This window comes from Sulfurimonas sp. hsl 1-7 (assembly GCF_030577135.1).
Lineage (GTDB): Bacteria > Campylobacterota > Campylobacteria > Campylobacterales > Sulfurimonadaceae > Sulfurimonas > Sulfurimonas microaerophilus.
This window is the reverse complement of record NZ_JAUIRR010000002.1, coordinates 473031-499679: the sequence shown is the minus strand read 5'-3', so window position 1 is coordinate 499679 and position 26649 is coordinate 473031. Positions and strand designations below refer to the sequence as shown.

The following is a 26649-nucleotide window of genomic DNA, read 5'->3' as shown; positions in this document are numbered from 1 at the left end:
ATGAAGTACGGTGAAAAAGAGATACGTGAGTTTGATGTAGAAAAAGATATGGAGATCTGGCCAAACGAAAATAAAAAAGAGTATCTTATAAAAGTTACTTTACCTGAGTTTATGGCACTTTGTCCAAGAAGCGGATATCCGGATTTCGCAACAATTTACATTGAATATACACCTGATGAGTATGTGGTTGAGTTAAAAGCGTTAAAACTCTACATAAACTCGTTTATGGGACGATATATCTCACACGAAAATTCTGCAAATGAGATCTATGATGTTATCTATAACAAGATCAAGCCAAAATACCTCAAACTGACTGCAGACTTTAAGCCTAGAGGGAATGTCCATACGGTCATTGAGATAGACAGCTCTAAAATAACAAAGGAGTGAGTTATGTTCGGTAAGATTCTTGGAAATAAATCTGACAACAAAGAGGAACAAACGGAAGTTGATTCAAATATTGTTGAAAGGGTTTCCAAAATGAATCTTAGCGATATGAGACTTTATGTTAACAATAAAATTACAGGATTTGAAATTAGTGTTGAGGGACTGCATGAAGTCCTCAAACGACTGATAGAACCTATCAACGATAAAGGTGAGTATTATCTCAAACAAGATGATATGGATTCTAAAAAGAAGAAAGCTTTTGAGTTGATTTTACTCATTTCAAAATCTAAAAAGATCTCTTTGGAGAGTCTTGAACTTATTGAGAAGTTTATAGAGGTTTATAAAGAGATAATTGATGAATATGACGGAAAATATAAAGAGATATACCATTCACGCTTTAGAAAAGCGATAGAAGTAGCAATTATCAATATTCAAACCATCTCACAAGTGAATAAGAAACTCGATGTTTTAAAATAAAAACCGACCAATTTGTTGTTGGTATTTTTCTTCCAAAATTTTTGCAAACTCTACAGAAGGCTGCAAACCTTGCGCTATTAAATCTTTCCCTTTTATTCTCGGTTCTATATTGTCTATGAGATCTTTAAAGTTTTTCATCTCTATGGTTTGGAGATAATCACTTAATAATTCTCTATCCAGCCTCATAGCCAAAGTATAACTCGGTGATTGTAAAAAGTTGTGAACATTAAATATCTTATGCAGTATCTCTTTGTCGTTTGTAAGACGATCTAAAAAAGAGCTGCGATCATCAGAGCTAAACTTTGATGTCAGCAGCGTTAGCATTGTTATAAAAGCCTCTTTTTTTCTAACTTGATGCTCGAGTATTTTATATCTGTCCAATAAAGAGAGAGTGTTATGAAAATCATCCTCTGAAAGATTGTGAAACTCTTGAAAAATTTGAAATAACCCCATCTCTTTCATTAAAAGAAAACCGCTGGAGGGTTTTGTAGATTTTAAAAGCAGTTTTTCTATCTCTGCAACGATCCGCTCTTTTGAGAGATAGAGAAGCTGATCGTTTCGGATCATTTTTTGACACAGAAGCAGTAGTTCCTGATCTATGGCCAGATCAAAACGTGAAGCAAACTGTATAGCTCGAAGTACACGCAGCGGATCCTCTCCAAATTTATCTAGATCGACGGCTCTTAGTTGTTTGTTTTGCAGATCTTCTATCCCTCCAAATGGATCAAGCAGTTTGTTTGTTATAACATCGTAACCGATCGCATTGATCGTAAAATCACGTCTGCTTGTTGCTGTTTTAAAATCTAGATGGGAGTCTGTAGTTATTTTAAAGCCCTTATGACCTTTAGCTATCTTGCTGTCAATTCTAGGGAGAGAGAAATCTAGATCAAGTTCGTCTATGTTGAGTTTTATAACGCTAAACGATTTCCCGACCTCATTTATATTTCCAAAAGGTGAGAGGATCATCTCTAAATGGTCAATATTATCTACGTCATAAAGTTCGATATCTATATCTTTGGAATCGATTTGCAGTAAAGAATCCCGTATAAAACCACCGATGATGACAGGTTTAATACCGTAACTGCTCAGTTTTTCAAAGATTTGATCTAAAATTGTAGGATATTGAACTTTTTTCATAGGTCACTTTCGATCTGTTTTTCTGCTTTGATTTTTAAAAGAAAGAGTAAAAATCTTTTTACTTCTGTGGTTCGTTAAGAAATTATGAGTTCATTTTCTGAACAATTGTAACATATTTTTACGAGTATATAACCTAAATTTAGGTATAATCGCGGAAAATTTTTCCAAAACGAGGAAACCCCTAATGCAAAAGATTAGAAATATTGCAGTTATTGCACACGTTGACCACGGTAAAACTACTTTGGTTGATGGTTTACTAGAGCAATCTGGTACATTCGGTACTCATGAACAACATGATGAAAGAGCGATGGATAGCAACGCTTTAGAAAAAGAGCGTGGTATTACGATTCTTTCTAAAAATACAGCTATCAGATATAAAGACCATAAAATTAACATTATCGATACTCCGGGCCACGCCGACTTTGGTGGTGAGGTTGAGCGTGTACTTAAAATGGTTGATGGTGTTTTAGTACTTGTTGATGCATACGAAGGTGTTATGCCGCAAACAAAATTCGTTGTTAAGAAAATGTTAGCACTTGGTAAAAAACCAATTGTTGTAATTAACAAAATTGACAAACCTTCAGCTGAGCCTGAGCGTGTTGTTGATGAGATGTTTGACCTTTTCTCAGATATGGATGCAACTGATGATCAATTAGATTTCCCAATTATCTATGCTGCAGCTCGTGATGGAATTGCTAAACTTGATATGGAAGAGCCAGATGGTAACTTCGAGTGTGTTTTTGAAACTATCGTAAAAGAAATCCCTGAGCCAGAAGGTAGTGCAGAAAACCCTTTCCAAGCACAAGTATTTACACTTGACTATGATAACTATGTTGGTAAGATCGGTATCAGCCGTATCTTCAACGGTACAGTTAACAAAGGTGATCAAGTAGCTCTTGCAAAAGCTGACGGTGAGATCGTAAAAGGAAGAATTACTAAACTTATCGGTTTCCACGGACTTAACCGTATGGAGATTGAACAAGCTGAAGCTGGTGATATCGTAGCATTCGCTGGTATGGAAACAGTTGACGTTGGTGATACTGTTTGTGACCCTGTTAATCCGGTAGCACTTGATCCTATGCACATCGAAGAGCCGACACTTACTGTTGTATTTGCAGTAAATGATTCTCCGCTTGCAGGTCAAGAAGGTAAACACGTTACTTCAAACAAGATCAAAGACAGACTAGAAGCTGAGATGCGTACAAACGTTGCTATGAAGCTTGAAGTTGTTGGTGAGGGTAAATTTAAAGTAAGTGGACGTGGTGAGCTACAGATTACTGTTCTTGCTGAAAACATGAGACGTGAAGGTTATGAGTTTAGTATCTCTCGTCCGGAAGTTATCGTTAAAGAGATCGAAGGTGTTAAATGTGAGCCGTTTGAGCACCTAGTAATCGACGTTCCTGAAGATCTTTCTGGTACTGTAATTGAAAGACTTGGTAAACGTAAAGCTGAGATGAAATCTATGGTTCCAATGGGACAAGGTTTCCAAAGAATCGAGTTTGAAATTCCTGCTCGTGCACTAATCGGTTTCCGTGGACAATTCTTAACAGATACAAAAGGTGAGGGTGTAATGAACCACTCTTTCTTAGAGTTCCGTCCATATTCTGGAAGCGTTGAGTCTCGTTCATACGGTGCACTTATCTCTATGGAAAACGGTGAAGCGTTAGCGTATTCATTATTCAATCTACAAGATAGAGGTGTTCTATTTATCGGGCCACAAACAAAAGTATATGAAGGTATGATTGTTGGAGAGCATGCAAGAAACAACGACTTAGTTGTTAATGCGATCAAAGGTAAAGCACAATCAAACGTTCGTTCATCTGGTGCTGATGAAGCTATTAAACTTGTTCCACCACGTGATATGTCACTAGAGCGTGCATTAGAGTGGATCGAAGATGATGAACTACTTGAAGTAACTCCGGAGAATCTCCGTATCCGTAAAAGATTCTTAACAGAAGCGGAACGTCGTAGAGAGTCTAGAAAGACTAAATAAATCTCCCTAGTATCTCCTCCTATTTTATTAGAGGAGATACTAAATCTATGATATACTTTATCCCATAAAATGTTTTAAGGGGGAATGTATGGATACTCTATTCTATCTAGGTACGCTTTTAATATTAGCTCTACTCGCATTTATTCTCAATCAACATAATCATTCTAAATTAGCACTTTTAGTCGTTTTCATTGGTGTTTATATTGTATATTCTCACGAAACAGGCCATACTGCAACAGAATTTAGAGATGAAGTAATGAAATCCGTTGAGGAAGATGCCGATGATATTGCAAAAAACTACAGGTTTGATGAGGAAAAAATAAATAAATCAATCAAATAAACTTTTTCTAAATATAATTCCTCTTTGATCTCGAAATATTAAAAGTGATATTTCGAGATAATCTTCTCTTATAAATCCACAAATTTTTTCCTTTTTTAAAAGCTGTATTTTAAACTTACAAAGCTATAATTTTAAACTTTATAAAGTTGGAGTAAGTAATTATGGACAGAAAAAAGATATATAATCCAGAATCAAAAGAGAATGTCAACGATAGAAAAATCTTTGGCGGTAATCCAACAGGAATTTTTGAGCTAAATAACATTAAATATCAATGGGCATATAACCTTTGGGAGATGATGTTAAACAACACATGGTTCCCTAAAGAAGTGGATATGACTAAAGATGTGAATGATTATAAAAATCTTACATCCTCAGAAAAAACTGCATACGACAGAGCGCTTTCACAGCTTATTTTTATGGATTCATTACAAACAAATAACCTTATTGATAATATCAATCCATATGTAACATCACCTGAGATCAACCTCATTTTAGTACGTCAATCTTTTGAAGAGGCTCTGCACTCACAAAGTTATGCCGTTATGGTTGATTCTATCTCTACAAACTCTGTTGAGATCTATGAACTATGGCGTAGAGATATGATGTTAAAACATAAAAATGATGCAATTGCGAGTGTATACCAAGAGCTTGCAAAAAATCCTAGCGAGACAAACTTTGTAAAAGCGTGTTTTGCAAACCAGATCTTAGAGGGTATCTATTTCTATAGCGGATTTACATATATCTATACGTTAGCACGTTCAGGAAAGATGTTAGGTTCAGCGCAGATGATCCGTTTTATTCAACGTGACGAAGTGACACACCTGGTACTTTTCCAAAACCTTATCAACACTCTTAGAAAAGAGCGTCCCGATCTTTTTACAGAGCAGTTAAAAGCGGAAGTTATCAATATGTTTAAACAAGCCGTAGAGCTCGAAGTACAATGGGGTCAGTATATTACTCAAGGACAGATTCTTGGTCTTACGGATGCTATTGTTGAGCAATATATCAAATATCTTGCTGATGACAGATTAACATCGGTTGGATTTGAAAAAATTTATAATGTTGAAAACCCGATCAAATGGGTAAATGACTTTGCAAAATTTAACGATCAAAAAACAAACTTCTTTGAAGGTAATGTGACAAACTATTCAAAAGGTAGTTTGACATTTGACGACGACTTTTAAAAAGTGAAAATAGAAAAACTTGTTACCCTTTCATTAAAAACTACTTCAGATTACGAAAAGAATCTTGAAGAGTTTTTAACTACTATTGATGGAGTTGAAGAAAACTCTATCATCATAGCTCCTGAAGTTTGTTTAAGTGGTTTTGATTATGAAAACCTGGATAAACTGACAGAGCTCTCATCACACTTTAGCACACAGATCCAAAAACACTCACAAAACAAGGTTGTTATACTAACAATGTTAGAGCGTATAGATGGAAAAGTTTACAATACGGCTAAAGTTTTTGCAGATGGAGAACTGATCCATCAAAGAGCCAAAGCAAGACTTTTCAAACTGGGTGATGAGCACAAGTATATGCAAGAGGGTGATGACAGTGATCTTGAAATCTTTGAGATCGCGGGTGTGAAGATCGCAGTACTTATTTGTTTTGAGCTTCGTTTTAAAGAGCTGTGGCAAAAAACTGAGGGTGCCGACATTATAGCGATCCCCGCTTGGTGGGGAAAATCTCGCGGCGAGCATTTTAGAGCACTGACACAAACATTGGCAATCATCAATCAGTGTTATGTTTGTGCGAGTGACTCAGCTAATGATGATTGCAGTGTTTTAAGCGGGATCATTACACCCCAGGGTGTAGAGAAGAGAAACGGGAATAACCCTTGCTTAGAGCAGGAGTATAAGAAAAAAGAGATCTCGGTAATGAGAAGATATTTGGATGTAGGGATAAATGGATAGGATAAAAGCGACAAAAACGGCAAAGTTAGCTCAAGATTGTGAAGCAAAAATGGGTGGTTTAGATGAGTATGTGAAAAAAGCGATAGCATTAACGGATCGAGAGGCTTTTGTTCCTATGGGCTTTAGACATAATGCTTATAAGTTAGATGCTTTGCCGATAGGCTCAAACCAATATATAAGTTCTCCGCTAACAGTTGCAAAAATGACTGAGTACCTGATCCCAAGAGGGGCAGACAGAGTATTGGAAGTTGGTTGCGGCAGCGGATATCAAGCAGCTGTACTTTCCCACCTTTTCCGCGGTGTTTTTACGATCGAGAGAATTGAGAGTTTGATCCTTGAAGCGAAAAAAAGGTTTCGTGATCTAGGGCTAAATAACATCCATACACGTACCGATGACGGGCAAAACGGCTGGATCCAGTATGCTCCGTACGATCGTATCCTCTTCTCGGCAACTGCAAAAGAGATCCCTGCAAAACTCTTTGAACAGCTTGCTGATGACGGGATCTTGGTAGCTCCTATAGAACAAGCAGATGGTAAGCAGGTGATTACACGTTTTATGAAGCGAGGTGATCGCATTATAGAAGAGGAACTCGAAGATTGTGACTTTGTCCCTATTTTGGATGGTGTTGTAAAATAGCCAAAACTAAAAGTTTGTAGTTGTATTGTAAAAGGAACTGTGTTGCCCGAAAAGCATAACTTTAGTCAAGAGATTTATGATGTATTTTTAGATCAGCTTAGCGATGAGGCTGTAGATATCCAAAACTGCATCGATCTACTAGATGAAGAGAAAGAGTATGTAGATTCTATTAACAGGCTATTTAGAATTTTTCACAGTCTCAAAGCGAACAGCGGTTATTTTCATCTTCATGAACTTGAAAAGCTAGCGGCTAAAGTAGAGAGTGTATTAAATGGATTGCGAGATGTCGCACCACCGCTTTCTAAAAGTGTTCACAACTGGTTTAAAGACATTTTTGTACAGTATCTTAAATGGGAAGATGAGTTACAAAGCGGTGTAGAAACGCTCAGTACAATCGATCAAGAGCTTTTAGACGAGGTACAGATCTGTGAGGCGATCGATGTAGATCCGCTCCTACTTTTAAAAAGCTACAGACTTTACTATTTTCACGATAAAAAGCAGACTCCTGAGAAACTTATCTCTTTTTTACAACACTACACAAAAGAGGTTGTAGTGAGTAGTGACATGGAGGAGTTTCATGAACTTATTAAAAACAAACCCGGAGAACTTTGTGTTATAGACACGAAAAGTCAATCTGCCGAGATTGTCAGATTCCTCTATAAGTATGCCCCTAGAACTGCTTTGATAGTATTGTTAAACAAAATGGATACAACTACCCGTAAAAAGTTGATGATTAAAGGTATTCATCATATTTTGAGTTATCCTATCCGCCCTAATGAATTAAAGCGTGAATTGATTACGGTAACAGAGTCTCATTTTGGTGAAAGAAAGTTTGTTATAGCTAACAAAGAGATTGAAAACTTTGTTCTTGAGCTTCAGGCCTTTCCAAACTCTATTCGTCGTATACGAGATATTTGCAATAGCGATGAAGCCTCGATCAAAGATCTTGTACAGGCTGTGAAGCAAGACCCCGTGATCGCAGCTATGGTGATGCAGGAGGTTAAAAATCCTCTCTACAATCTGCCAGAGATTAAAACCATAGATAAAGCGGTCTCTCTGCTTGGAAAAAAATATCTCAATGCTATTGTTTTAAAACAGGTGCATAAAAACTTTGACTTTAGTGATTTGGAGATATACAACTTTTCATTTAAACAGTTTTCGGATGTAGCGACAAAACGTTACCTTTTGATGTTGAAATGGTATTCTAAAGTTTCAATAGCAGCTTTAGAAACACTCTCAACAGCTGCAATTCTTGGTAATTTAGGGCAATTATTGATTGCTAAAGAGGTGAAGAGAAGCGGGAAAGAAAAAGGTTTTAAAACACTCTTGGAAAACTACTCGATAGAGTATGCCGAACAAAAAGTGGTGCACACTACAACTGCACGCGTAAGCAGTAATATTTTAAGTTTTTGGAATCTGGACAGAGATATTGTTGATTCGGTACGATTTAGCGATAATCCAAAATATGCTCCTGTTGAAGTGTACGACCTTGCTTTAGCAAATTATGTTGTATTTCATCTTGTCGGGCTTGACGGGAAGATAAGTCCTACAATCTCAAAAAAGATACGACAACTTCTTCTTGATCAGGGGCTTAATGTAGAAACACTCCAAAATGCCCTTAACTCCGTGATCGAACTGTCACAAGGATAAATAAGCTTTTTTATAGTAAAATAAACTATTCATGTTATAGGATGCGAGAGATGGAAGAGATTTACGGCATAAGATACACAAGACCTGAGGTAGTACTTCTACAAGATACAGGTATAGGTGTTGCAGAAACAGCTGCACGTACATGTTATGATAGCTTTGAAAACAGTGAAAATGATGTTATTAAATCTATCCGTAACATTTTGCCCGATGAGTCTATGACAAATGAATTAAACAGTATAGACGAATCGCAACTCTTAGACGATCTTGCATGGACCTACTTTCACCACTCTATCTTAGAACATGCAAACCTTTCATACTTAGTTAGAGGAACGAGTCGTGGTGTTTTACAAGAGCATGCACGTCACAGACTTCAAGCGATCAGTGTGAGAAGTACACGCTACACGATGAGTAGTATTATCAATGCATTTGTAGCCTCTCTTCAAGGTGGCGGCAAAGAGTTTTTTATACAAAAAATACTCTCTTTCGATATGTTTGTAACGGCAGATGAGGATTATAACGCTTTAGAGATCTCGGGAATGTATGAGAAGCTTCTGTACCAATCAAAAAAAGTGGAAGATTTTTATGCTATTTCGGTTGCTAAAAGCTCTTTAGGGTTTTTAGAGGAGTTTGCAGGTGATTCACAAAAAGTTTATGAAGCACTTGAAGCTGGAAAGAAAAAGCGTAACGTGGGTGATGCATTTAAGCATATCATCTCAGACAATGTAAAAGTTGATATGGTGGTAACATTTAATCTTAGAAGTTTGAAAAATTATTTTGCTCTAAGAGACAGTGGTGCTGCGTATTTTCAGATCAGATGGTTGGCTGAGGCGATGAAAGCTGCTACTCCAAAGAAATATCTTGATCTTATCGTGAAAAACAAATAGGAAAATATATGTATAAGTTACTCATTTTATCATTATTGGTTTTTAGTGGATGTTCCCACTTTAGAATAACAGGCACTATGTGTGATAATATCAATACTCAAGGTGGCGAGATGCCGCAGGAGTGTAGAGCGTACGACGAAAAGAAAGCTGACAAGGCCTTCAATAAAGTTACAGAAGATAAAAAAGTATCAAACAAAGATCTAGAGTTTGATAAAGACGAGGAGTAAAAATGGCAAGAAGTGAAGTATGTGAATTATGTGGAAGTTCTGAAGGTGTAGAGTTAATCGAATTACCTGTAAGTGACGGGAGTGAAGAGCAAAGTATCTATGTTTGTTCTACATGTAAATCTCAAATTGAGAGCGGTGAGCTTGATGAGACACATTTTAACTGTCTAAACGACTCTATGTGGAGTGAAACACCGGCAGTAAAAGTGATGAGCTACATCCTACTAAACAAACTTGGTCGTCAAGATATGGTAGATATGATGTATCTTGAAGAGGATGAACTAAAATTAGCTGAACAAGCGATTAGTGCTGAAGAGAACAAACTTGTTTATAAAGATTGTAACGGTGTTGAACTTCATGCAGGTGACAGCATTGTTATTATGAAAGATTTAGAGGTTAAAGGTGCTGGATTTACTGCAAAACGCGGTACTACGGTTACTAGAATTGCACTTGCTCCAAACGATCCGACACATATTGAAGGTCGTGTAAACGGAACAAAAATCTTCTTAAAAACAGAGTTTATTAAAAAAGCGTAGTTTTTACTCTTGCCGTTAGGCAAAGCTTTAGTGAAAGGAATTTTTGCAGAAGCTTGCTTTTGTAAAAAGGAGACATATAGCAATGAAGCTTACAGACAGATTTTATAAGATCGACAAAGATTTTAGAAATCCTTATGCCAGAGACAGAGATAGAATTATCCACTCTGGCAGTTTTAGAAAACTCGAATACAAAACGCAGGTCTTTTTAAATCACGAAGGTGATTTTTTTAGAACGCGCCTCACACACTCGATCGAGGTCTCACAAATTGCCCGATCAATCACCTCAGAACTAGGTCTCAATGAATCTTTAGCAGAAGCGATAGCTCTGGCTCACGATCTCGGTCATACCCCTTTTGGCCACATCGGCGGGGATACTTTGGATGAGTGTTTAAAAGCAGACGGTTTTACAAATGGATTTGAGCATAACTTTCAAAGTTTTCGAGTCGTGACCAAGCTTGAAAAGCGTTATAAAGCTTTTGACGGGCTTAATCTTACCTTTGCCACTTTAGAGGGGATTTTAAAGCACTCTTATCCTTACAGAAAGTCGTTTATCCCTTCAGTGGTAGATAAACATTTCGATCTCGAACGTCATCCGACGTATGAAGCGATGATCGTGGATCGTGCCGATGAGATAGCCTACATCAGTCACGATATTGATGACGGAGTTCATTCTGGTATTATCTCTTTTGAGGATCTTAAAGAGAGTGAATTAGTGCAGGATATACTTGCAAAGGTTGAAGCAGAAGGTGTGGGAAGTGAAAATGACGAGATGTTCCGTTATAGATTCAGCTCACACATGATCAACCATCTTGTTTATTCACTTCTTGCGTATTCAGAGCAACGAGTAGAAAAGAGAGAAGAGTTCCCTATAGGTTATGAAAAAGAGCTTGAAACGAAGATCAAAAAACTGAAGAAACTCCTGTTTCAAAAGATGTATCAACATAAAGATATCGTTCGTAAGATGTATGCAGGTTCTCAAGCAATCAAAGGGCTTTATAAAGGGCTTATGGAAGAGCCGAAAATGTTGCCGAAGTTTTATTACGAGCAATTAGAAACAAGAAAAAAACACCGTGTTATAGCTGATTATATTGCAGGATTGAGTGATCGTTATGCACTCGATATGTATAATGAAATTAGCGGAAGATTTTAACAATAAAGTGATCGTATGGAAGAATTATCATTAAAAACTAAAAAGCAAATTGTGCTCTCTCGAGTAATATATGATTATATAATTAATGGCTTGGCAGATGCACTGGGGAGTTTATCAGAGCAGGAGATGCAGCTTTTAGTGATGAGAATTAATATTCAGGCGATTGCACATGCCATCGACATTGCCAACGAGGAAGAGATCAGAGATTTTAATTACTGTTTCGATCAGTTGGGAGTAAAGTTTGAGACCCCAGTACCATTATCTCAGGTAGAATTTTCACCTACATTTATCGATAGCCATATAGATAACATACGTTCTGAACTCGGTGAGGAGTTTGAGGATATGGTGACATACTTACAAAAGATGGGAACGACGATTTAGAATGTTTATAGAGTATGAAATAGCCAAGAAAAACGGAGCTCAAGGCTTAGATAATTACTACGAATATAAGGGTGTTGATTATCTTATTTTATCTACAAATGCAAAACTTCAAATAAATGATGAATGGGTAGATGCAGTTTTGTATACAAATTCAAGTAATATCTATTTTATGAGAGTGAAAACTGAGTTTTTTACAAAGTTTACTAAAAAATAAATACTATACTTCCTCGCAAACCAAACCCTTTAGCAGAGTTATCCGTTGTTTCATACCAGTATTTTGGCACTAAAGAGAAGCTTAGCGTTTGTCCATTTATTTGTGTCACTTTAGAGATAAAAGCTGAACCAACACCTGTATCCTCTTCATTTTTAAGATCAAAAGTGTGCTCGAGCTGTACTCCGAGAGTCCATCCTCCAGGGATGTTTTTTGAAACTACAGGATTAACAAAAGCCGAAGAGATATCTGTACGGTTTTTATCCCCTGCAAAAGATTTGATGTAGTTTGCAAGGAGGACCAAGTTGTATGATCCCTCTTGCTGTATCAAAACAGCAGATGGTCCAACACCCCATTTTTCTCCACCTAAAAGTTCATCTGTAGCTGTTGGTAAAAGAAATACTGGTCCCATACCCCAGATAAGCCCACCATTACTTTTGTTAGGTGAGAGAAAGAATGTTTGTACAGTATCGCCAAGACCACTTTGAGATCCTGAAACCACATCTTTTTGATCCATTACAGAAAATATAGTCCTTGAGATCAGATTCCAGTCTTTACTCAATTCAAAAGGGAGTACAGGCTGAATGTTCAGTGTGGTTCGCACCCCTTTTTCGTTTGCACCGATATTTCGATCGTAATTAAATTGAAAAGGTACACTGATGAGTGAAGCGACAGGGTTGGCAAGCTTTTTGGCAAGATCATCAGAGCTATGTTCGGCAAAAGCAGCCATAGGCAAGCTCACGCTTAGAATCAAAGAGCTGATATATTTTTTTAACCCCACAGTAACTACCTTTTTGGTGTCAGATCTTCGATCGTTTCATGTTTTGGCAGATCGATTTGTATAATCTTTTTCTCTTTTGGATCAATTTGATTGAGATCTATCATCTTGATTCTGCGACTATAATAGTTATGTATGTAATACTTCAGATTTTTCAGATCTGCAACAACGGTTGCTTGCGTGATCTCATCTACCTTTTTGCCTTTGTTCATCGCAGCTACAGAGCCTTTTGGGATATCGAACTGATTGAGAATGTGAAACGCTTCAAACATAGCTTCATTTGCATTTTTCATTGGCGGAGCCGATTGTGAGTAGAAAGCCGCACGCACAAATCGTGACGGTGGTGTAAAGTCTCCAGGCATTCCTCCCAAACCTGAGCCCTCACCAAGTTGACTGAAAGTGATATCTTCAATCTTTACAGGCGGGACATTTACAGGGTTTAGGTAGATATAGTTTCTCAGATTTGTCATATGCCAGTCAAAGGTTGGAGAGTTTGCCATTACACCTAAAGGGTTGTTATGTATTTTGAGTGTATCATCAACCGGCTCGATTACTATAGAATCTCCTTTATTGTCAGTTACAATCCAGTGAAAAGGTGGAACGATCCCTCCCCAATCTTTGTTCTTTGCACCTGAAACTTTAAGATCTTTGATACCCTCTTTCACTTCATCAAGTGTTGCAAACTGAGTGAGGATAAAGTTTATAAAACTTGTAGGAGAAACAACATTTCCATCATCAGCATGTGTTACTTTTGGATATTTTGCATAGTCCGGAAAATAAAATCCCCCTGCATGTAAACCAGCTTCATTGATTCCATCAAGAGCTTCTGCGCTTCCATGTGTGTTAACCCCTGCTACGGCATATTTGGTAGTCCAGCTTTTCGGTTTTGCTCCATCTATTTTTCCACCATTCATAGTAATACCTTTAGGGATTACAATAAGACGAATATCTAATGGAACTCCAAACTCACCAGTACGTCCATAGACAACACTTTTATCTTGGGCTTTGAGGCATATCCCTGTACATGCATCCACATTCGGGCTAAAACTAAGTGCTGCCACGGTAGCAAGTGAAAGTAGGAACTGTTTTATTTTCATCTGTTATCCTATATTTGAAAAATATTTGGGAATATTGTAACAACTTTTCTTTACATCTAAATAAATATAAATAAATTTTTTCTGTGATATTATTCATTTGATAAAATTGAAGGCTGTATGATGAATAACAAATTTAAAATCGGTGTTTTACTATTTCCAGAATTTGAACTACTTGATGTTTTTGGACCTCTTGAGATGTATGGGATACGTCCCGAAGTGTTTGAGATCTGTATGGTTTCCCAAAATATAGGGAATGTTGTAAGTAAACAAGGTCCAAAAGTAGTTGCAGAGTATGATTTTAATAGCAGTGATTACGATATTATAATGATCCCGGGCGGTATGGGGACACGTAAAGAGGTAGAGAATCCAAAGATACTTGAATGGATCCAGATACAGTCAAAAGATGCAAAGTATATCACATCTATTTGCACAGGAAGTGCCTTACTCGCAAAATCAGGTTTACTTAACGGAGTACATGCAACAACAAATAAAAGAGCTTTTAATTGGGTGATATCTCAAGGTTCGCAAGTGCTCTGGAAAAAAGAAGCTCGTTGGGTTGAAGACGGCAGATACTTTACATCTTCAGGCATTTCAGCAGGTATGGATATGACACTTGGACTTATAAGTAAAATATTGGGTACACAAGAAGCTTTAGCGATTGCAAATGAAGTTGAGTATGAATGGCACAGTGATCCAAGTTGGGATCCGTTTGCTAAACTATATGGTTGAATTTTTAGAGGTTTTTGAAGTAAAGAGTGAGAGCAAGCCCCAAAGGGCTAAACTCTACAGGCGTGATTCGTAACGTCTCATCATATAAAGACGTTTAAGCATTTTCTTACGAGATGCAATTTTGAATTTTTTACGCTTTTCAGTTTCTGTTTCGTGGAAACGGCGAGCACGAGCTTCTGTAACGATTAAGTTACGGTCAGTCTGCTTCTTGAAACGTCTGTAAGCTGCATCAAAATTATCATCTTGGCGTAGTACGATACCTGGCATATCACATCACCCACTTTCTGTATAAAATTTGAACTGGAATTATAACTAAAAAAAGCCTAAAAGACAAACTAGCTTTTACAATCCAGCGTATAGATCGAAAAAATATAGTTCATATAGGGCTCACTTCTTTTTGTCAAATCTTGCAAAGAGTACATATCTAAAATATATCCCGTGATCTCTGTTGTACTTGTTGCAGTTGCGATAGCAGGGGTTTGAGAGAGTGTCGAAGCGGTGTTTACAATACACTGTTGTCCCGGTTGAAGTGTGTAGAGCAGTTCCTCTCCTTCATCTGTTTGTTTCGTTAGTTTTATCTCCCCGGAGGTTAAAAACAAAACACTGTCACAGATATCACCCTGGTTAAACAGAAGTGTATCTGCCGGTGCTTCAACGGGATGGAGCCTCATTTTGAGAAAATCTTTGGCAGGTTGCTCCAGTTTGCTATAAAAATCGAACACCGATATATCCATAAATAGATCCTTTATTGGTTATTTGCATAATTTAATTAATATGTTTTCAAAGTAGATTGCTATAAAATGGGATTTTAGCATAAAATTTTAAAGGTTTTTCGCGATGGAGTTTCTCACACTGTTTTTTAATACACTATTTGATCTGAGTAATGAGATGGCTCCATACATTCTGTTTGGGCTTATATTTGCAGGGATTTTACACGAAATGGTACCCGATACCATAGTAAAAAATCATCTGGGGAATAACTCATTTTTTTCAGTGATTAAAGCGGCATTGTTTGGGATCCCGCTGCCAGTATGTTCATGCGGTGTTATCCCTTTGGCTGCAGGACTTAAAAAAAGCGGAGCAAGTAACGGCTCAGTACTTTCATTTTTGATCTCGACACCGATCACGGGAGTTGATTCTATTCTTGCGACTTACGGAATGTTTGGCTGGGCATTTACAATCTATAGAGTTATAACATCCGTTATTATCTCTATAATTGCCGGAGTTATAGCAAATTTCTATACAAAAAAAGAGATCGCAAAACAAGAAACTCTGGAGAGTGAGAGTTGTTGCAGCAGCGGGAGTTGCTGTTCCTCTTCATCTTGCAGCAGCGAGGGTAAAAAGTTTTCTTTTAAAGGTGTGTTTCGATATGCCTTTGTCACACTTTTAGGAGATATTTCATCACCATTATTGATAGGACTTTTATTAGGTGCTTTGATCACGGTAGCTATTCCTGAAAATCTGAGTGAGATACTACTTACATATTCTTGGCTCTCATACATCATAGTGATCTTAATCGCAGTCCCTATGTATGTTTGTGCAACTGCATCGCTTCCAATCGCAGCGGGGCTTATGTTAGCAGGTGTATCACCGGGTGCGGCATTTGTATTTTTAAGTGCAGGTCCAGCGACAAATACTGTGACAATCGGCGTAGTAAAAGAGATGCTGGGAAAAACAACGCTGGCTATCTATCTTGGAACCATAGTAGTAGGATCTGTAGTATTTGGAATCGGTTTAGATTATATTTTAGAGGGTGTAGATATTAAAGAGATGATCCATCTTGATGAAGAAGCGGGAATTATAGAGATAGGTTCTAGTATTGTGTTATGGGCTTTTGTATTGTATTTTACTTTTAAGCCCATAATCACGAGAAAAATAGCTAGTTAACTTTTATATCAAAGTTCAGTGTTTTTAATGTATTTTCTTTTGTAAATCTTTTTGTGAGTTTGTTAAGACTGATCGGCTGTTCCGGTTCCATAGAGAACTCTATAGATTGCGGGTCTTTAACAAATTCTGCGATCGCAGTTAACATTTTTACTTCAAGTTCCTGTTCCCTTTTTTCAGCTCTTTGGATATCTCTGTCTAGGTTCTTTAAGATTTTCTCTTTGAACTGCTCTATATCTTTTCCTGATTTTTTAGCATTATAAGAAACTAAAGTATTTACAAGAGAATCATCTTTGTATGTCACTGATGATTTTCCAAGTTTTGCATAGTTAAATCCCATCGCTGCATTTGTTACGGAGTTTACATTATGAAACTGCGTTGTTAACGACAGTGCACCCATATCTTCAATATCAAAAGATAAATTTTCAAGACTCAAGACTTTAGCCTCTTTATCGAAGTTGTAGTTGAGTGCAAAGTTTGTAATAAACTCATCCTTTTTCAGTGAATCAAGTGCTCTGTATAAACTTCTGTCTACCATTTTAAGAGCTTTGGCATCGTTGTGCATACCGTTGATCTCAACATCCAGGTACTCAGGCACTTCATGTTTTGTATCTATGTCGTTGATCACTATCTCGTCAATTTTAAAACTCTCTTTATCGGATATTTTCATCTCAATATCTTCTATACGCGTTGAAAGACCTATCAGATCAACAGATACATCGTAAGAGATTTTCTCTTTAGGTATCCCAAGGTTACTGATCGCTTTATCGATCTTTTCCTCTGCTGCATTTGCCGCTATTGTTTTAAATGCAATAACTCCCCCGACAACTGCACCAACAACTCCCAGTCTAATCACTTGTATAGGTATTTGACTCATTTTTATCCCTTTTTATTTAGTTCGTACAAATTGTAGCAATAGAAAAATTAATAAATGTTGATATTTAATTAAAATATAACAACTTTTGCTTCTTGTGCAAATAAAACAAAAGGGTGTAATCATATGAGATTTTAAAACAGTTTTGACTATAATCCTTTTATGATTTCCCAAGATTCCATAGAAGCCTTAAAGGCACGACTTGATGTTGTTGATGTTGTCGGTAGCTATGTCGAGTTGAAAAAAGCAGGAGCTAACTTTAAAGCACCGTGTCCTTTTCACGATGAGAAAACAGCTTCGTTTGTAGTGAGTCCGGCAAAACAGATCTATCATTGCTTTGGATGTGGAGCCGGCGGAGACAGCATAAAGTTTGTAATGGAGTACGAAAAACTCACCTATCCAGAGGCGATTGAAAAACTCGCGGGAAGCTATAACTTTACACTGACATATACCGATAACAAACAAAACAAACCGCGCTCGCAGCTGATGGAAAAGCTCAACGAGTGGTATCAAAACCTTCTCTCTCACAATCAAACTGCTATGAGTTATCTCCGTGAGCGTGGAATTTATGAGAGCAGTATCGAGAAGTTTGGACTTGGGTATGCTCCTAAATCTCACGAGACTATCAATTATCTGCAATCGCAACAGTTTAATATTCGTGAAGCGATAGAGTTTGGTGTAGTTGGGCATGATGCAGAACGCCGCCAGACATTTGCACGTTTTATCGAGCGTATCACCTTTCCGATCTACTCTGCAAACGGAAGTATTGTCGGTTTCGGTGGACGTACGATCACCGGACACAGTGCAAAGTATGTAAACTCACCGGAGACTAAGTACTTTAACAAGTCTCGCCTTTTATACGCTTATAACATTGCAAAACAAGCGATCTATAAAAAAGCGGAGATCATCATCACTGAAGGGTATCTGGATGTAATAATGCTCCATCAAGCGGGGTTTGACAATGCGGTTGCAACACTTGGAACAGCGCTTACGACTGAACACCTGCCTATGCTCCGTAAAGGAACGCCGCGTATTATCATGGCATACGACGGGGATAAAGCGGGTCGTGCAGCAGCCCTTAAAGCAAGTAAACTTTTAAGTGCCTCAGGCTTTAACGGCGGTGTTGTTGTATTTGAGGGCGGGCTTGATCCGGCAGATATGGTAAAAGAGGGGCGTGTCAATGAACTTTCAAATATTTTTCACTCTCCAAAACCGTTTATAGAGTTTGTCTTGGATGAGCTTCTTTCATTATATGATCTAAGAGATCCAAAGGCAAAAGAGAGCTGTATGGCCGAAGGTATCTCTTACCTAAAAACATTGTCACCGATTTTACAAGAGGAGTATAAAACTTACCTCGCTTCGCGCCTTGGCGGACTTGGCGTATCACCTTCGCTTGTAAAGATAACAAACCAAACAAACAGTTCCCAAAAAGAGTTAGTACAAAAAAACACTCACAGAGATGTGTGGGAGCTTTCCCTCGTTAAAACTATTTTAGAGAGACCGGAATTTATAGAGAGTGTACTGGATGTAATCGAGCCTTCAATGTTACAGTTTCATTCACGTGAATTCTCTTTGGCGTTAGAGAATAAAACAGATGCGCCTGAGTTGATGGCTATTTTAGTAGATGAGAAGATCAGAGCCCTGCAAACTGCAGAAGAACTCAACTCTGAACTGCTCACCTTTTTGACAAGGTTCTACGACAGGGAGCTTAAAAAGATCAACACCGCATCAAATATCTCTTTTGAGCAAAAAGCGTTTTACATCCGAAAATATCGCGGCAAAATAGCACAACTCAAACGCGGTGTGCTTGTCAGGTTTGAAGCTTAATTAGTTTTTTTTATAATACTATAACTTTCTTGTGATAAAATTTCGAAAATTTTTTAGGTAAACAGTATCTTTTTTATAAGATACCCATGTGCCTTCACAAGGAAAGAAAATGAAAGCAATAGCCCTATTTAGTGGTGGATTAGACTCTACTTTGGCGATGAAACTGATCATCGATCAAGGTATTGAGGTGTTGGCGATTAATATCGCAACTGGTTTTGGAAGCACAAAAGACAGACGCGAACATATGGAAAATATGTGTCGTCAAGTTGGTGCAGAGTTTAAGATTGTAGATATTCAAGACGAGTACCTGCAAGATGTACTTTTTGATCCTAAATACGGCTATGGAAAACATTTTAATCCTTGTATTGACTGTCACGCAAAGATGTTTGAAGTGGCAAAAAGAATTATGAAAGATGAGGGTGCATCGTTTTTAATTAGCGGTGAGGTTTTAGGACAACGCCCTATGTCTCAAAACAAAGATGCACTGCAAACTGTTTTAAACGAGTCTAACTGTGAAGGACTGCTGCTTCGTCCGATGTCGGCAAAACGTTTAGCTCCTACAATTCCTGAGATCGAAGGTTGGGTAGATCGCGAAAAGCTCGAAGATATCATGGGTAGAAGCCGTGATCGCCAGATGGAATTGGCAAAAGAGATAGGTCTGACTGACTTTGAATCTCCGGGCGGCGGATGTCTTTTAACTGATGAGAACTTCGGGAAAAAAATGTGGGATTTTATCAAATACGATACATTTGAGAAGCAAGATATCCCTGTAATGAAACACGGACGCCACTTTAGACTTGAAAACGGTGCAAAACTGGTTATCGGTCGTGATAAAGATGAAAATGAATTTTTACAAAATATCGAAAATGAAAAGTTTTTTCACATCAGAACAGTTGGATTACCGGGGCCTCACGCACTCCTTAGCAAAAACGCAACACTTGAAGATAGAGAGCTTGCTACTCGTGGAATCTTGACTTATTGTAAAACAAAAGCGGGTGAGAACTATACACTCTCTTTTGATGGGGAAGAGGTAACAGCAACGCCTTTAGAATCTCGTGAAGTGATGAAACCTTTTTCTATAATGTAAAATATTGTGATATACTAGTCTTAAAAAAGTAAGGGTAGTATAAATGGCAGGTGTACATTTCTCATTTGATAATTTCAAGCAGTTAGTTGAGTTAAATATTGGGATAGCAGATAGGTTAGATGAAAATCGTGCTGAACGTTTCACGATTCTATATTGCGATTTTTCATCGATTGAATCAGAGGTGGTAAACAGTTCTCTGGCAACTGTACTACGTACATCTGATTCAGTGGTTAACAAAGATGGAGATTACTATTTTGTACTCCCTTATACAGATCAGTATGGGGCTGTAAGTGTAAGAGAGATCTTTGAAGAGTTTTTCGACACATCGGTAGCGTCAACTACTGTTAGTTATCCTGCTGACGGAGAGAATGTTGAAGAGCTTCTTGAGAGTTTGAAAGAGAACGGAAAAAACCGTTTGAAAAAAGATCTACAACTCCCTTAGACTACTTCTTTTTTGTTTGATTATTCTCAAACTTATAATCTTTTGATCTTTTATAAAAAGAGATAGCTTCAGCTATCTCTTGCTGTCTGTAAAGTTTTTTATCGCATACCATCCTACATTTTATCTTCGGATTGTTCATCGCTTTTTTATTTTCTGGCGATAAAGCAGAATCATAGATCCGCTCTCCTAACAATAACACCGGTACAAAAAATAGTAAAACTTTTATCATTACAACCACATCGACATATAAATTTACAACTTAAGTATTCTGGAACACTAAATGCTATATTTTATCTAAATTCCCATAAATGGAGAGAGATAATGATAGCTTTAGCACTTAAGAGTGATACAAAAACAGAATCACCACTTACTTTAGCCTCTAAAGAAACAACAGCTTCTACTCTCTCTTTTGCTTCATTTTTGGAGGGCTTAGGGGAGAAAGGTGAGCTGAAGTTACCGCAAAACGGTGCTTTAGTATTATCTCTTAAAGAAAATGCAACAGATGAAAAAGCCAAAGATACAAAAACCCCTTCATCTATACTCTCTTTATTGCAAGGGGATGAACTTGAAACTATAAAAGAGGATTTAAAATCTTTAGAGTTAAATCCGCAAATCACTAAAGATAAAACAGTTTCCGAACTTAAAGTACTCATCCAAGAAGCAAAACAGTACCTGAAAAATAAGATTACAAGTTTAGAAGGGTTCAAAAAAAGTGAGATCGCTTCTCTTCCAAAAACACTTAAAGGGCTCACTCAAGTAGCACAGAAGTATGGAATAGATGTTTCAAAAATAACACTTGAAGAGGTAAAACAGAGCGTTCAGAATGGTGTTAAGGCTATCGAAACAAAAGTAGATCCGAAACTAAAAGAGGAGCCAAAAGTTTCGACAAAATCTACTGTAACTAGAGATATTAAAACTACACAAAAAAGTGTAAAAAATGAGACTGATAGTAGTGTTGAGATTACACAGGCCAAAGAGCAACAAAAAGAACAGGTAAAAACTGAACAGACAACTGCAAAACAAACACCTCTTTTTAAAGCACAAACAAAAGTTATGGAGCTGAGCACGCAGCAGATTGTTGCAGCTAAAGTAACCACTGAGATCGACAAGCCGCAAAAACAGAAAACAGAGAATACTTTAGAGCTTTTACTCCGTGGTCAAAAAGCGTTGCAAAAAGATAGTGCTCTTACTGCTGACTTTTCGGTGGCAACGGCGAAAGTGATAGCACCTACCGCAAAAACAGATGCTCAACAAAGTTTAGAGAGTCTCCTTAGCGGCGAGTCAATAAGTGAAGGAACTTCAAGCAAAACAGAACATATGCAACTCAATAAAGCAGATAGTTTTGAAGTTAAGATCAATGAAGCAAAACAGATGATTAAGTACCTTTCACAAGATGTAAAACAGGCTATCGAGGACTATAAAGCACCGTTTACGAGAGTTAAAGTACAACTCAATCCCCAAAAACTGGGTGAAGTTGATCTTACAGTTGTTCAGCGTGGGAAAAACCTCCATATCAATTTGAGTTCTAACAATGCGGCAATCAATACACTTGCCATGAATGCAAATGATCTCAAAGTACAGCTAAACAATACTGGAATACAAAATGCTTCATTAAACTTTAGCAATACGTCGCAGGGTGATCAAAGTGGTGCAGGTTCTAATGCTCACCAGCAACAACACAACCGTCAAAATGCACAAGAAGAGTACGGTTATTTTCAACTTGAGGAAACAAACGAAGAGATAGTAAGCTCTTTAGAGATAGTTGTTCCTCATTATGCATAAAAGGATAAGTTATGGCAATTAACGCTTATGGAGAAAACGTAGCAACTTACGGAACTGTTGGAGATACTACAGCAGCTGTAGCAGATAAAACAGCACTAGGTAAAGATGACTTTATGAAACTGCTTCTAATCCAGCTGCAGTATCAAGATCCGACTGAACCTATGGATACTGAGAAGATTTTAACGCAAACTTCTCAACTGGCAGCTCTTGAAGCATCAGACAATACAAAAACAGCTCTTGAAAACCTGACAAACTCTTTAGGGAGTGCACAGCAGTTTTCTACAATCGCAGCGATTGGAAAAAGAGCAGATCTAGGAAGTGATGCTATCGCCTATGACGAGGGTTCAACATCAACATTTGAGCTTTACTTTCCGGAAGATGCATATACGGGTACTATAGAGATCACTGATGGAAACGGTGATGTTGTTGCAACGATGAATATCCAAGATCAAAAAGATGCAGACGGTAACCCTATTGATACACATACAGAAGGTGTATGGCAGTTTACTTGGGATGGTAATGACGATAACGGTAATGCCGTAACTAGCGGTATCTATCATGTGAATGCTTCTTATCAAAACGAAGCGAATCAGACAAATACAACAAGAGTTGGTGCTTATCCTATTGAATCTGTTCGTTTTGACAGCGGAACTACATACGTAAAACTTGGTTCAAGCTATGTACCTCTTGATAATGTAGTGGAAGTATACTAGGAGGAACAGCCCTATGATGACACAAGCATTTTATACAGGTATCTCCGGCCTTAAAAACTACTCTGCGGGGATAGATGTAGTTTCTAACAATATCGCAAATATTTCAACTGTAGGGTATCGTGCATACAATGCAGAGTATGCTTCACTTTTTGAAGAATCACTGCAAAGTGCATCTGCAGGTCTTTCTTCATCATCACTTGGAAACGGTGTAAGGATGCAGGCAACTGCTATGTCAACGGAACAGGGTAGTTTAGCACTCTCAGATCGTAGTACCGATCTCGCAATTTTAGGTGAAGGTTGGTTCGGTGTTCGTGGTGACGGTGACGTTGTATATACGAGAGACGGAAGTTTTAATATAGATGCAAATGCCGATCTCGTTACAAATGACGGTCTTCATGTACTTGGAACGATGGGTAATAATATCAGTGCAGATAATGTTTTAACAAGTGTACTTACAGAGGTAAAGCTCGGTGATGAAAATACAGTAGAAAAACTTCGTTTTCCAAAAACGCTTACTTATCCGCCGGAGCCGACAACAGAGGCAAAGTTTTTTGCAAACGTAGGTGCCGGGTATGAAACAATAACTGTGAGTGCAAATGTTGTTGATGCGCAAAACAATAGAAATCTGCTTCGTTTAGAGATGACAAAAAAAGAGGTACAAACTCCTCCAGGGACTCAGTACGATATAACGGCAACAGTTAGAAGTGCCGACGGTACAATAGAGTATGCTTCAAAAACAGGAGATCTGTTCTTCGATGATACGGGAGCATTTGCATCAAGTACAATTACTACTATAGATAATAACGGTACACCGGTTGCGATCAATCTAGGGAACGGATATGACGGTCTTTTCTCTGTAGATGTTCCTGAAGTGGCACCCGGTTCAAGTTTGGCAGATGGAACGATAGGTGGAGATCTGCAAGGGTACTCAATCTCTCAAGAGGGTGATGTTTTTGCTTCTTTTACTAACGGGAAACAAAGCAGTGTCGGTAAACTGGCCGTTTTTCATTTCCAAAATGAGCAGGGACTAAATAGAATCAGCGGAACGAGATTTGAAGAGAGTGCTAATAGCGGTAAAGCATTTTTTTATAAAGATGCAAACGGGGAGAACTTTATAGGTACAAATATTCAAAACTACCGTTTGGAAAATTCTAACTACGATATTGGTGTCGGTTTAACTGAACTTATTATTCTACAACGTGCATATGATGCAAACTCAAAATCTGTAACAACGGCTGATCAAATGATGCAAAAAGCCCTTAGTATGGATGCTTAACCTCTACTATAAAAACTTGGCACACTTTATGCTTTAACTCCTTTACTAACTCTATCTTATTAAGATAGACTACAAAGGATTTGATATGTTGAAATCACTTTTCTCTGGTGTATCAGGACTACAATCCCATCAAGTTGCGATGGATGTTGAGTCAAATAATATCGCCAACGTTAATACAGTCGGTTTTAAGTACTCTCGTGCAAACTTTTCTGACCTTTTAGCACAAACGAAAGCTATCGCAACTGCTCCGCAAGGGCAGCTCGGTGGTAAAAACCCTGTGCAAGTAGGTCTTGGTTCGAGTGTAAACTCTATGACAAGAATTTTTGCGCAAGGTTCTGTACAAAACTCCGATAAAAATACCGATGTTGCTATTCAAGGTGACGGTTTTTTTATTATCTCTCCGGATGGCGGGAATACTTATAAGTATACTCGTGCAGGGGATTTTAAATTTGATGCGGGTGGAAACTTTGTTGATAACAACGGTTTTATCACTCAAGGTTGGTTACGTGATCCGATAACTGGAAAAGTGGATTCAACTGCGCCGATCGAAAATATCAACATTCCGCCTGGACTTACAACTCCTGCAAATCCTACACAAGAAGTTGTACTTAAAGCAAATCTTAATTCTGGTCCGCTAATAGAGAGTTTCTCTCCTGCGTATTCAGTAGCAGCTGGAGCGCCTGTTGCTCCATTTACAACAGCACTGCCTGCAGTTGATGACAACGGTTTTCCTATTGAATCAGGTGATGTAGGTGTAATGTTCAATGAAGTTGGTGAAGCATTCTCACTTCAAAGCGGACAAGGTGTATGGGCTTCTTTTAGGGAATCAACGGTAACCGGTGGTGCAGTAGTAGGCGGTTTAGCAGCTGACAGTGCCGAGAGTATTACGTTTGATCTTGATGATGGAAGTACTAAAACTGTAAACTTCACATTTGTAGCGGGAAATACTGCTACACAAAATGCTGCTATTGAAGCGGCTGCGATCAACTCGATCTCATCTGTAACAGGGATTACTGCATCGGTAAATGCATTGGATCAAGTTGTTCTGGTAAATGACAATGCTTCTGCTTCAGCTTCACACAATGTAAGTGTAAACGCGGTAAGTAGTGCAAATACTGGTTTTGCTGCAGGTGATGCAGATCAGAGTGCATGGAGATATACATACAATCCTGCAGGTGCAACGACTGCTGCGGGTGCAGACAAAGAGTTCAATACAATTGCATCACTTCGTGAAGCATTAGAGAATCAGGCAAATGCAGAACCTGGTGCTGCAGGGATTGAGATAAAAGTAAATGATCAAGGGAAATTAGAGCTTACAAACAGTAATGCTGCTAGTTACAATGTTAACTTGAAAATGACAGGATTATCTGGAGGCGGTGTAACGGAAAATTCACGCTTTACAAGAAATATGGAAGCTATGAATACGGTACTTCAAGCAGGTACTGCAGGAAAGTCTTTCTCTCAAGCGTTTAATGCGGCTACACACTCTAGTTCTATCGATGTATTTGACTCTCTTGGTTCAAAACATACACTAAGAATGGAGTTTAGAAAAGTGAGCCTTGATCCTGCAACTGGTAGTGAATGGGCAGTAACTATTACGGTTCCGGAACCGGCTACAATTGATACTGTAGCACCTACATTTGAGAAAAAAGGTTCTATCAGATTTAACAATGACGGATCACTGGCAACATATTCACCGCCAAATATCTCGTTTACGGCAAACAACGGTTCAGCACCCGACCAGCAGATTAACCTCTCTTTCGGTACTGCAAACAAGTTTGACGGAATGACAAGTTTTGACAGCAGATCATCAACATCGGGGATCTCTCAAGACGGTTATACGGGTGGTGACTTAGTTGGTATCAGAATCGATCAATCAGGGACTCTAATCGGTTCATTTTCTAACGGTCGTTCATTTGGTCTTGCACAAATTGCAATGGCGAAGTTTACGAATAATGAGGGTCTTTCAACTGAGGGTGGAAACGTATTTATCCAAACAGCCAACTCAGGAGATCCGATCATCGGTACTGCGGCAACTGCAGGGCGTGGATTTATCCAGTCTGCAGCGTTAGAGGCATCAAACGTTGACCTTTCACGTGCGCTTACGCAGCTAATTATCGTACAGCGTGGTTTCCAGGCAAACGGTAAAACGATCACAACTTCGGATCAACTCTTACAAACACTTATAGGATTAAAACAGTAATTTAATCCTATTTTGCTATAATCTCTTTATTAAAAAA

Annotated in this window: 30 protein-coding genes; 23 read left to right on the top strand and 7 right to left on the bottom strand. The window is 38.1% G+C overall.

What is annotated here, in order from left to right; genetic code table 11:
• Both queF and QWY88_RS06280 read left to right on the top strand, forming a co-directional pair.
• Entirely contained in the window at positions 1-387 is a 387-nt protein-coding gene (gene queF / locus QWY88_RS06285) for a preQ(1) synthase (RefSeq protein WP_304545209.1), read from the top strand.
• Positions 388-390: 3 nt separating this feature from the next.
• Positions 391-861: a hypothetical protein gene (locus tag QWY88_RS06280; protein WP_304545208.1), complete on the top strand. Its 471-nt coding sequence runs from the start codon at positions 391-393 to the stop codon at positions 859-861.
• Here the strand turns inward: QWY88_RS06280 and QWY88_RS06275 are convergent.
• Positions 853-1998 (bottom strand): CCA tRNA nucleotidyltransferase, encoded by a 1146-nt coding sequence (locus QWY88_RS06275; RefSeq protein WP_304545206.1) that lies wholly within the window; start codon positions 1996-1998, stop codon positions 853-855. The two genes, QWY88_RS06280 and QWY88_RS06275, sit on opposite strands and share 9 nt — an antisense overlap.
• A 184-nt stretch (positions 1999-2182) precedes the next feature.
• On the opposite strand from QWY88_RS06275, the gene typA reads away from it, so the two are divergent.
• The 12 genes from typA (at position 2183) to QWY88_RS06215 (ending at position 11923) form a co-directional block, all read left to right on the top strand.
• Entirely contained in the window at positions 2183-3991 is a 1809-nt protein-coding gene (typA, locus tag QWY88_RS06270) for a translational GTPase TypA (RefSeq protein WP_304545204.1), read from the top strand.
• Between the two features lie 88 nt (positions 3992-4079).
• The gene (locus QWY88_RS06265) at positions 4080-4331 is read left to right on the top strand and encodes a hypothetical protein (protein WP_304545202.1); all 252 of its coding nucleotides are present in this window, start codon (positions 4080-4082) and stop codon (positions 4329-4331) included.
• Positions 4332-4492: 161 nt separating this feature from the next.
• A complete protein-coding gene (locus QWY88_RS06260; protein ID WP_304545200.1) occupies positions 4493-5515 on the top strand; it encodes a ribonucleotide-diphosphate reductase subunit beta in 1023 nt (340 codons plus the stop codon).
• Positions 5516-5518: 3 nt separating this feature from the next.
• Positions 5519-6247 carry a nitrilase-related carbon-nitrogen hydrolase gene (locus tag QWY88_RS06255; protein ID WP_304545198.1) on the top strand — a complete coding sequence of 243 codons (729 nt, stop codon included), beginning with the start codon at positions 5519-5521 and terminating at the stop codon, positions 6245-6247.
• On the top strand, positions 6240-6884 hold the full coding sequence (locus QWY88_RS06250; protein ID WP_304545196.1) for a protein-L-isoaspartate(D-aspartate) O-methyltransferase: 645 nt from the start codon (positions 6240-6242) through the stop codon (positions 6882-6884). The genes QWY88_RS06255 and QWY88_RS06250 overlap by 8 nt, the downstream gene beginning before the upstream one ends.
• A gap of 42 nt (positions 6885-6926) precedes the next feature.
• Positions 6927-8534 (top strand): HDOD domain-containing protein, encoded by a 1608-nt coding sequence (locus QWY88_RS06245; protein WP_304545194.1) that lies wholly within the window; start codon positions 6927-6929, stop codon positions 8532-8534.
• Positions 8535-8584: 50 nt separating this feature from the next.
• A complete protein-coding gene (locus tag QWY88_RS06240) occupies positions 8585-9418 on the top strand; it encodes an FAD-dependent thymidylate synthase (RefSeq protein WP_304545192.1) in 834 nt (277 codons plus the stop codon).
• Between the two features lie 8 nt (positions 9419-9426).
• Positions 9427-9645 carry a hypothetical protein gene (locus tag QWY88_RS06235; protein WP_304545190.1) on the top strand — a complete coding sequence of 73 codons (219 nt, stop codon included), beginning with the start codon at positions 9427-9429 and terminating at the stop codon, positions 9643-9645.
• Positions 9646-9647: 2 nt separating this feature from the next.
• Entirely contained in the window at positions 9648-10178 is a 531-nt protein-coding gene (locus QWY88_RS06230) for a PhnA domain-containing protein (protein ID WP_304545188.1), read from the top strand.
• An 82-nt stretch (positions 10179-10260) separates the two neighbouring features.
• Entirely contained in the window at positions 10261-11328 is a 1068-nt protein-coding gene (locus QWY88_RS06225; protein ID WP_304545186.1) for a deoxyguanosinetriphosphate triphosphohydrolase family protein, read from the top strand.
• Between the two features lie 90 nt (positions 11329-11418).
• Positions 11419-11709 (top strand): hypothetical protein, encoded by a 291-nt coding sequence (locus QWY88_RS06220; protein WP_304545184.1) that lies wholly within the window; start codon positions 11419-11421, stop codon positions 11707-11709.
• Between the two features lies 1 nt (position 11710).
• On the top strand, positions 11711-11923 hold the full coding sequence (locus QWY88_RS06215; protein WP_304545181.1) for a hypothetical protein: 213 nt from the start codon (positions 11711-11713) through the stop codon (positions 11921-11923).
• Here the strand turns inward: QWY88_RS06215 and QWY88_RS06210 are convergent.
• Together QWY88_RS06210 and QWY88_RS06205 are read right to left on the bottom strand one after the other, a co-directional pair.
• Positions 11913-12701, bottom strand: coding sequence for a transporter (locus QWY88_RS06210; protein WP_304545179.1), 789 nt, complete (start codon positions 12699-12701; stop codon positions 11913-11915). The genes QWY88_RS06215 and QWY88_RS06210 overlap by 11 nt on opposite strands.
• A 5-nt stretch (positions 12702-12706) precedes the next feature.
• Entirely contained in the window at positions 12707-13795 is a 1089-nt protein-coding gene (locus QWY88_RS06205) for a linear amide C-N hydrolase (protein ID WP_304545177.1), read from the bottom strand.
• A gap of 120 nt (positions 13796-13915) precedes the next feature.
• Here QWY88_RS06205 and QWY88_RS06200 point away from each other — a divergent pair, with 120 nt between their 5' ends.
• Positions 13916-14524: a DJ-1/PfpI family protein gene (locus QWY88_RS06200; RefSeq protein ID WP_304545176.1), complete on the top strand. Its 609-nt coding sequence runs from the start codon at positions 13916-13918 to the stop codon at positions 14522-14524.
• Between the two features lie 54 nt (positions 14525-14578).
• Here QWY88_RS06200 and rpsU read toward each other — a convergent pair whose 3' ends face one another.
• A complete protein-coding gene (gene rpsU / locus QWY88_RS06195; protein ID WP_152183121.1) occupies positions 14579-14791 on the bottom strand; it encodes a 30S ribosomal protein S21 in 213 nt (70 codons plus the stop codon).
• A gap of 68 nt (positions 14792-14859) precedes the next feature.
• Complete coding sequence (locus tag QWY88_RS06190; protein WP_304545170.1) at positions 14860-15258, bottom strand: Crp/Fnr family transcriptional regulator; 399 nt, start codon at positions 15256-15258, stop codon at positions 14860-14862.
• 103 nt (positions 15259-15361) lie between these two features.
• Between QWY88_RS06190 and QWY88_RS06185 the strand changes: the two genes are divergently transcribed.
• Positions 15362-16411 carry an SO_0444 family Cu/Zn efflux transporter gene (locus QWY88_RS06185; RefSeq protein ID WP_304545169.1) on the top strand — a complete coding sequence of 350 codons (1050 nt, stop codon included), beginning with the start codon at positions 15362-15364 and terminating at the stop codon, positions 16409-16411.
• Here the strand turns inward: QWY88_RS06185 and QWY88_RS06180 are convergent.
• Entirely contained in the window at positions 16404-17285 is an 882-nt protein-coding gene (locus QWY88_RS06180; protein ID WP_304545167.1) for a hypothetical protein, read from the bottom strand. The genes QWY88_RS06185 and QWY88_RS06180 overlap by 8 nt on opposite strands.
• 159 nt (positions 17286-17444) lie before the next feature.
• Here QWY88_RS06180 and dnaG point away from each other — a divergent pair, with 159 nt between their 5' ends.
• The 3 genes from dnaG (at position 17445) to QWY88_RS06165 (ending at position 20638) form a co-directional block, all read left to right on the top strand.
• Positions 17445-19109, top strand: a complete 1665-nt coding sequence (gene dnaG, locus QWY88_RS06175) for a DNA primase (protein ID WP_304545165.1) — start codon at positions 17445-17447, stop codon at positions 19107-19109.
• 109 nt (positions 19110-19218) lie between these two features.
• Positions 19219-20196 (top strand): argininosuccinate synthase domain-containing protein, encoded by a 978-nt coding sequence (locus QWY88_RS06170; RefSeq protein WP_304545163.1) that lies wholly within the window; start codon positions 19219-19221, stop codon positions 20194-20196.
• Positions 20197-20239: 43 nt separating this feature from the next.
• Complete coding sequence (locus tag QWY88_RS06165) at positions 20240-20638, top strand: hypothetical protein (protein WP_304545162.1); 399 nt, start codon at positions 20240-20242, stop codon at positions 20636-20638.
• A gap of 1 nt (position 20639) precedes the next feature.
• Here the strand turns inward: QWY88_RS06165 and QWY88_RS06160 are convergent, their stop codons facing one another.
• Positions 20640-20867 (bottom strand): hypothetical protein, encoded by a 228-nt coding sequence (locus tag QWY88_RS06160; protein ID WP_304545160.1) that lies wholly within the window; start codon positions 20865-20867, stop codon positions 20640-20642.
• 92 nt (positions 20868-20959) lie between these two features.
• Between QWY88_RS06160 and fliK the strand changes: the two genes are divergently transcribed.
• From fliK to flgE, 4 genes are all read left to right on the top strand, one after another.
• Positions 20960-22420 (top strand): flagellar hook-length control protein FliK, encoded by a 1461-nt coding sequence (gene fliK, locus QWY88_RS06155; protein WP_304545158.1) that lies wholly within the window; start codon positions 20960-20962, stop codon positions 22418-22420.
• An 11-nt stretch (positions 22421-22431) separates the two neighbouring features.
• Complete coding sequence (locus QWY88_RS06150; protein WP_304545156.1) at positions 22432-23133, top strand: flagellar hook capping FlgD N-terminal domain-containing protein; 702 nt, start codon at positions 22432-22434, stop codon at positions 23131-23133.
• A gap of 13 nt (positions 23134-23146) precedes the next feature.
• On the top strand, positions 23147-24409 hold the full coding sequence (locus tag QWY88_RS06145; protein WP_304545154.1) for a flagellar hook protein FlgE: 1263 nt from the start codon (positions 23147-23149) through the stop codon (positions 24407-24409).
• A gap of 85 nt (positions 24410-24494) precedes the next feature.
• Complete coding sequence (gene flgE, locus QWY88_RS06140; protein WP_304545151.1) at positions 24495-26612, top strand: flagellar hook protein FlgE; 2118 nt, start codon at positions 24495-24497, stop codon at positions 26610-26612.
• Positions 26613-26649 lie beyond the last annotated feature (37 nt).

Bases quoted from the DNA above. Each gene is read 5' to 3' on its own strand.
- QWY88_RS06200 (WP_304545176.1), top strand. From the start codon at position 13,916: ATGAATAACAAATTTAAAATCGGTGTTTTACTATTTCCAGAATTTGAA.
- QWY88_RS06265 (WP_304545202.1), top strand. From the start codon at position 4,080: ATGGATACTCTATTCTATCTAGGTACGCTTTTAATATTAGCTCTACTC.
- QWY88_RS06275 (WP_304545206.1), bottom strand. From the start codon at position 1,998: ATGAAAAAAGTTCAATATCCTACAATTTTAGATCAAATCTTTGAAAAA.
- QWY88_RS06185 (WP_304545169.1), top strand. From the start codon at position 15,362: ATGGAGTTTCTCACACTGTTTTTTAATACACTATTTGATCTGAGTAAT.
- queF (WP_304545209.1), top strand. From the start codon at position 1: ATGAAGTACGGTGAAAAAGAGATACGTGAGTTTGATGTAGAAAAAGAT.
- QWY88_RS06225 (WP_304545186.1), top strand. From the start codon at position 10,261: ATGAAGCTTACAGACAGATTTTATAAGATCGACAAAGATTTTAGAAAT.
- QWY88_RS06190 (WP_304545170.1), bottom strand. From the start codon at position 15,258: ATGGATATATCGGTGTTCGATTTTTATAGCAAACTGGAGCAACCTGCC.
- QWY88_RS06230 (WP_304545188.1), top strand. From the start codon at position 9,648: ATGGCAAGAAGTGAAGTATGTGAATTATGTGGAAGTTCTGAAGGTGTA.
- dnaG (WP_304545165.1), top strand. From the start codon at position 17,445: ATGATTTCCCAAGATTCCATAGAAGCCTTAAAGGCACGACTTGATGTT.
- QWY88_RS06280 (WP_304545208.1), top strand. From the start codon at position 391: ATGTTCGGTAAGATTCTTGGAAATAAATCTGACAACAAAGAGGAACAA.
- QWY88_RS06160 (WP_304545160.1), bottom strand. From the start codon at position 20,867: ATGATAAAAGTTTTACTATTTTTTGTACCGGTGTTATTGTTAGGAGAG.
- QWY88_RS06260 (WP_304545200.1), top strand. From the start codon at position 4,493: ATGGACAGAAAAAAGATATATAATCCAGAATCAAAAGAGAATGTCAAC.
- QWY88_RS06145 (WP_304545154.1), top strand. From the start codon at position 23,147: ATGATGACACAAGCATTTTATACAGGTATCTCCGGCCTTAAAAACTAC.
- QWY88_RS06215 (WP_304545181.1), top strand. From the start codon at position 11,711: ATGTTTATAGAGTATGAAATAGCCAAGAAAAACGGAGCTCAAGGCTTA.
- fliK (WP_304545158.1), top strand. From the start codon at position 20,960: ATGATAGCTTTAGCACTTAAGAGTGATACAAAAACAGAATCACCACTT.
- QWY88_RS06235 (WP_304545190.1), top strand. From the start codon at position 9,427: ATGTATAAGTTACTCATTTTATCATTATTGGTTTTTAGTGGATGTTCC.
- QWY88_RS06165 (WP_304545162.1), top strand. From the start codon at position 20,240: ATGGCAGGTGTACATTTCTCATTTGATAATTTCAAGCAGTTAGTTGAG.
- flgE (WP_304545151.1), top strand. From the start codon at position 24,495: ATGTTGAAATCACTTTTCTCTGGTGTATCAGGACTACAATCCCATCAA.
- rpsU (WP_152183121.1), bottom strand. From the start codon at position 14,791: ATGCCAGGTATCGTACTACGCCAAGATGATAATTTTGATGCAGCTTAC.
- QWY88_RS06250 (WP_304545196.1), top strand. From the start codon at position 6,240: ATGGATAGGATAAAAGCGACAAAAACGGCAAAGTTAGCTCAAGATTGT.
- QWY88_RS06240 (WP_304545192.1), top strand. From the start codon at position 8,585: ATGGAAGAGATTTACGGCATAAGATACACAAGACCTGAGGTAGTACTT.
- QWY88_RS06170 (WP_304545163.1), top strand. From the start codon at position 19,219: ATGAAAGCAATAGCCCTATTTAGTGGTGGATTAGACTCTACTTTGGCG.
- typA (WP_304545204.1), top strand. From the start codon at position 2,183: ATGCAAAAGATTAGAAATATTGCAGTTATTGCACACGTTGACCACGGT.
- QWY88_RS06180 (WP_304545167.1), bottom strand. From the start codon at position 17,285: ATGAGTCAAATACCTATACAAGTGATTAGACTGGGAGTTGTTGGTGCA.
- QWY88_RS06150 (WP_304545156.1), top strand. From the start codon at position 22,432: ATGGCAATTAACGCTTATGGAGAAAACGTAGCAACTTACGGAACTGTT.
- QWY88_RS06205 (WP_304545177.1), bottom strand. From the start codon at position 13,795: ATGAAAATAAAACAGTTCCTACTTTCACTTGCTACCGTGGCAGCACTT.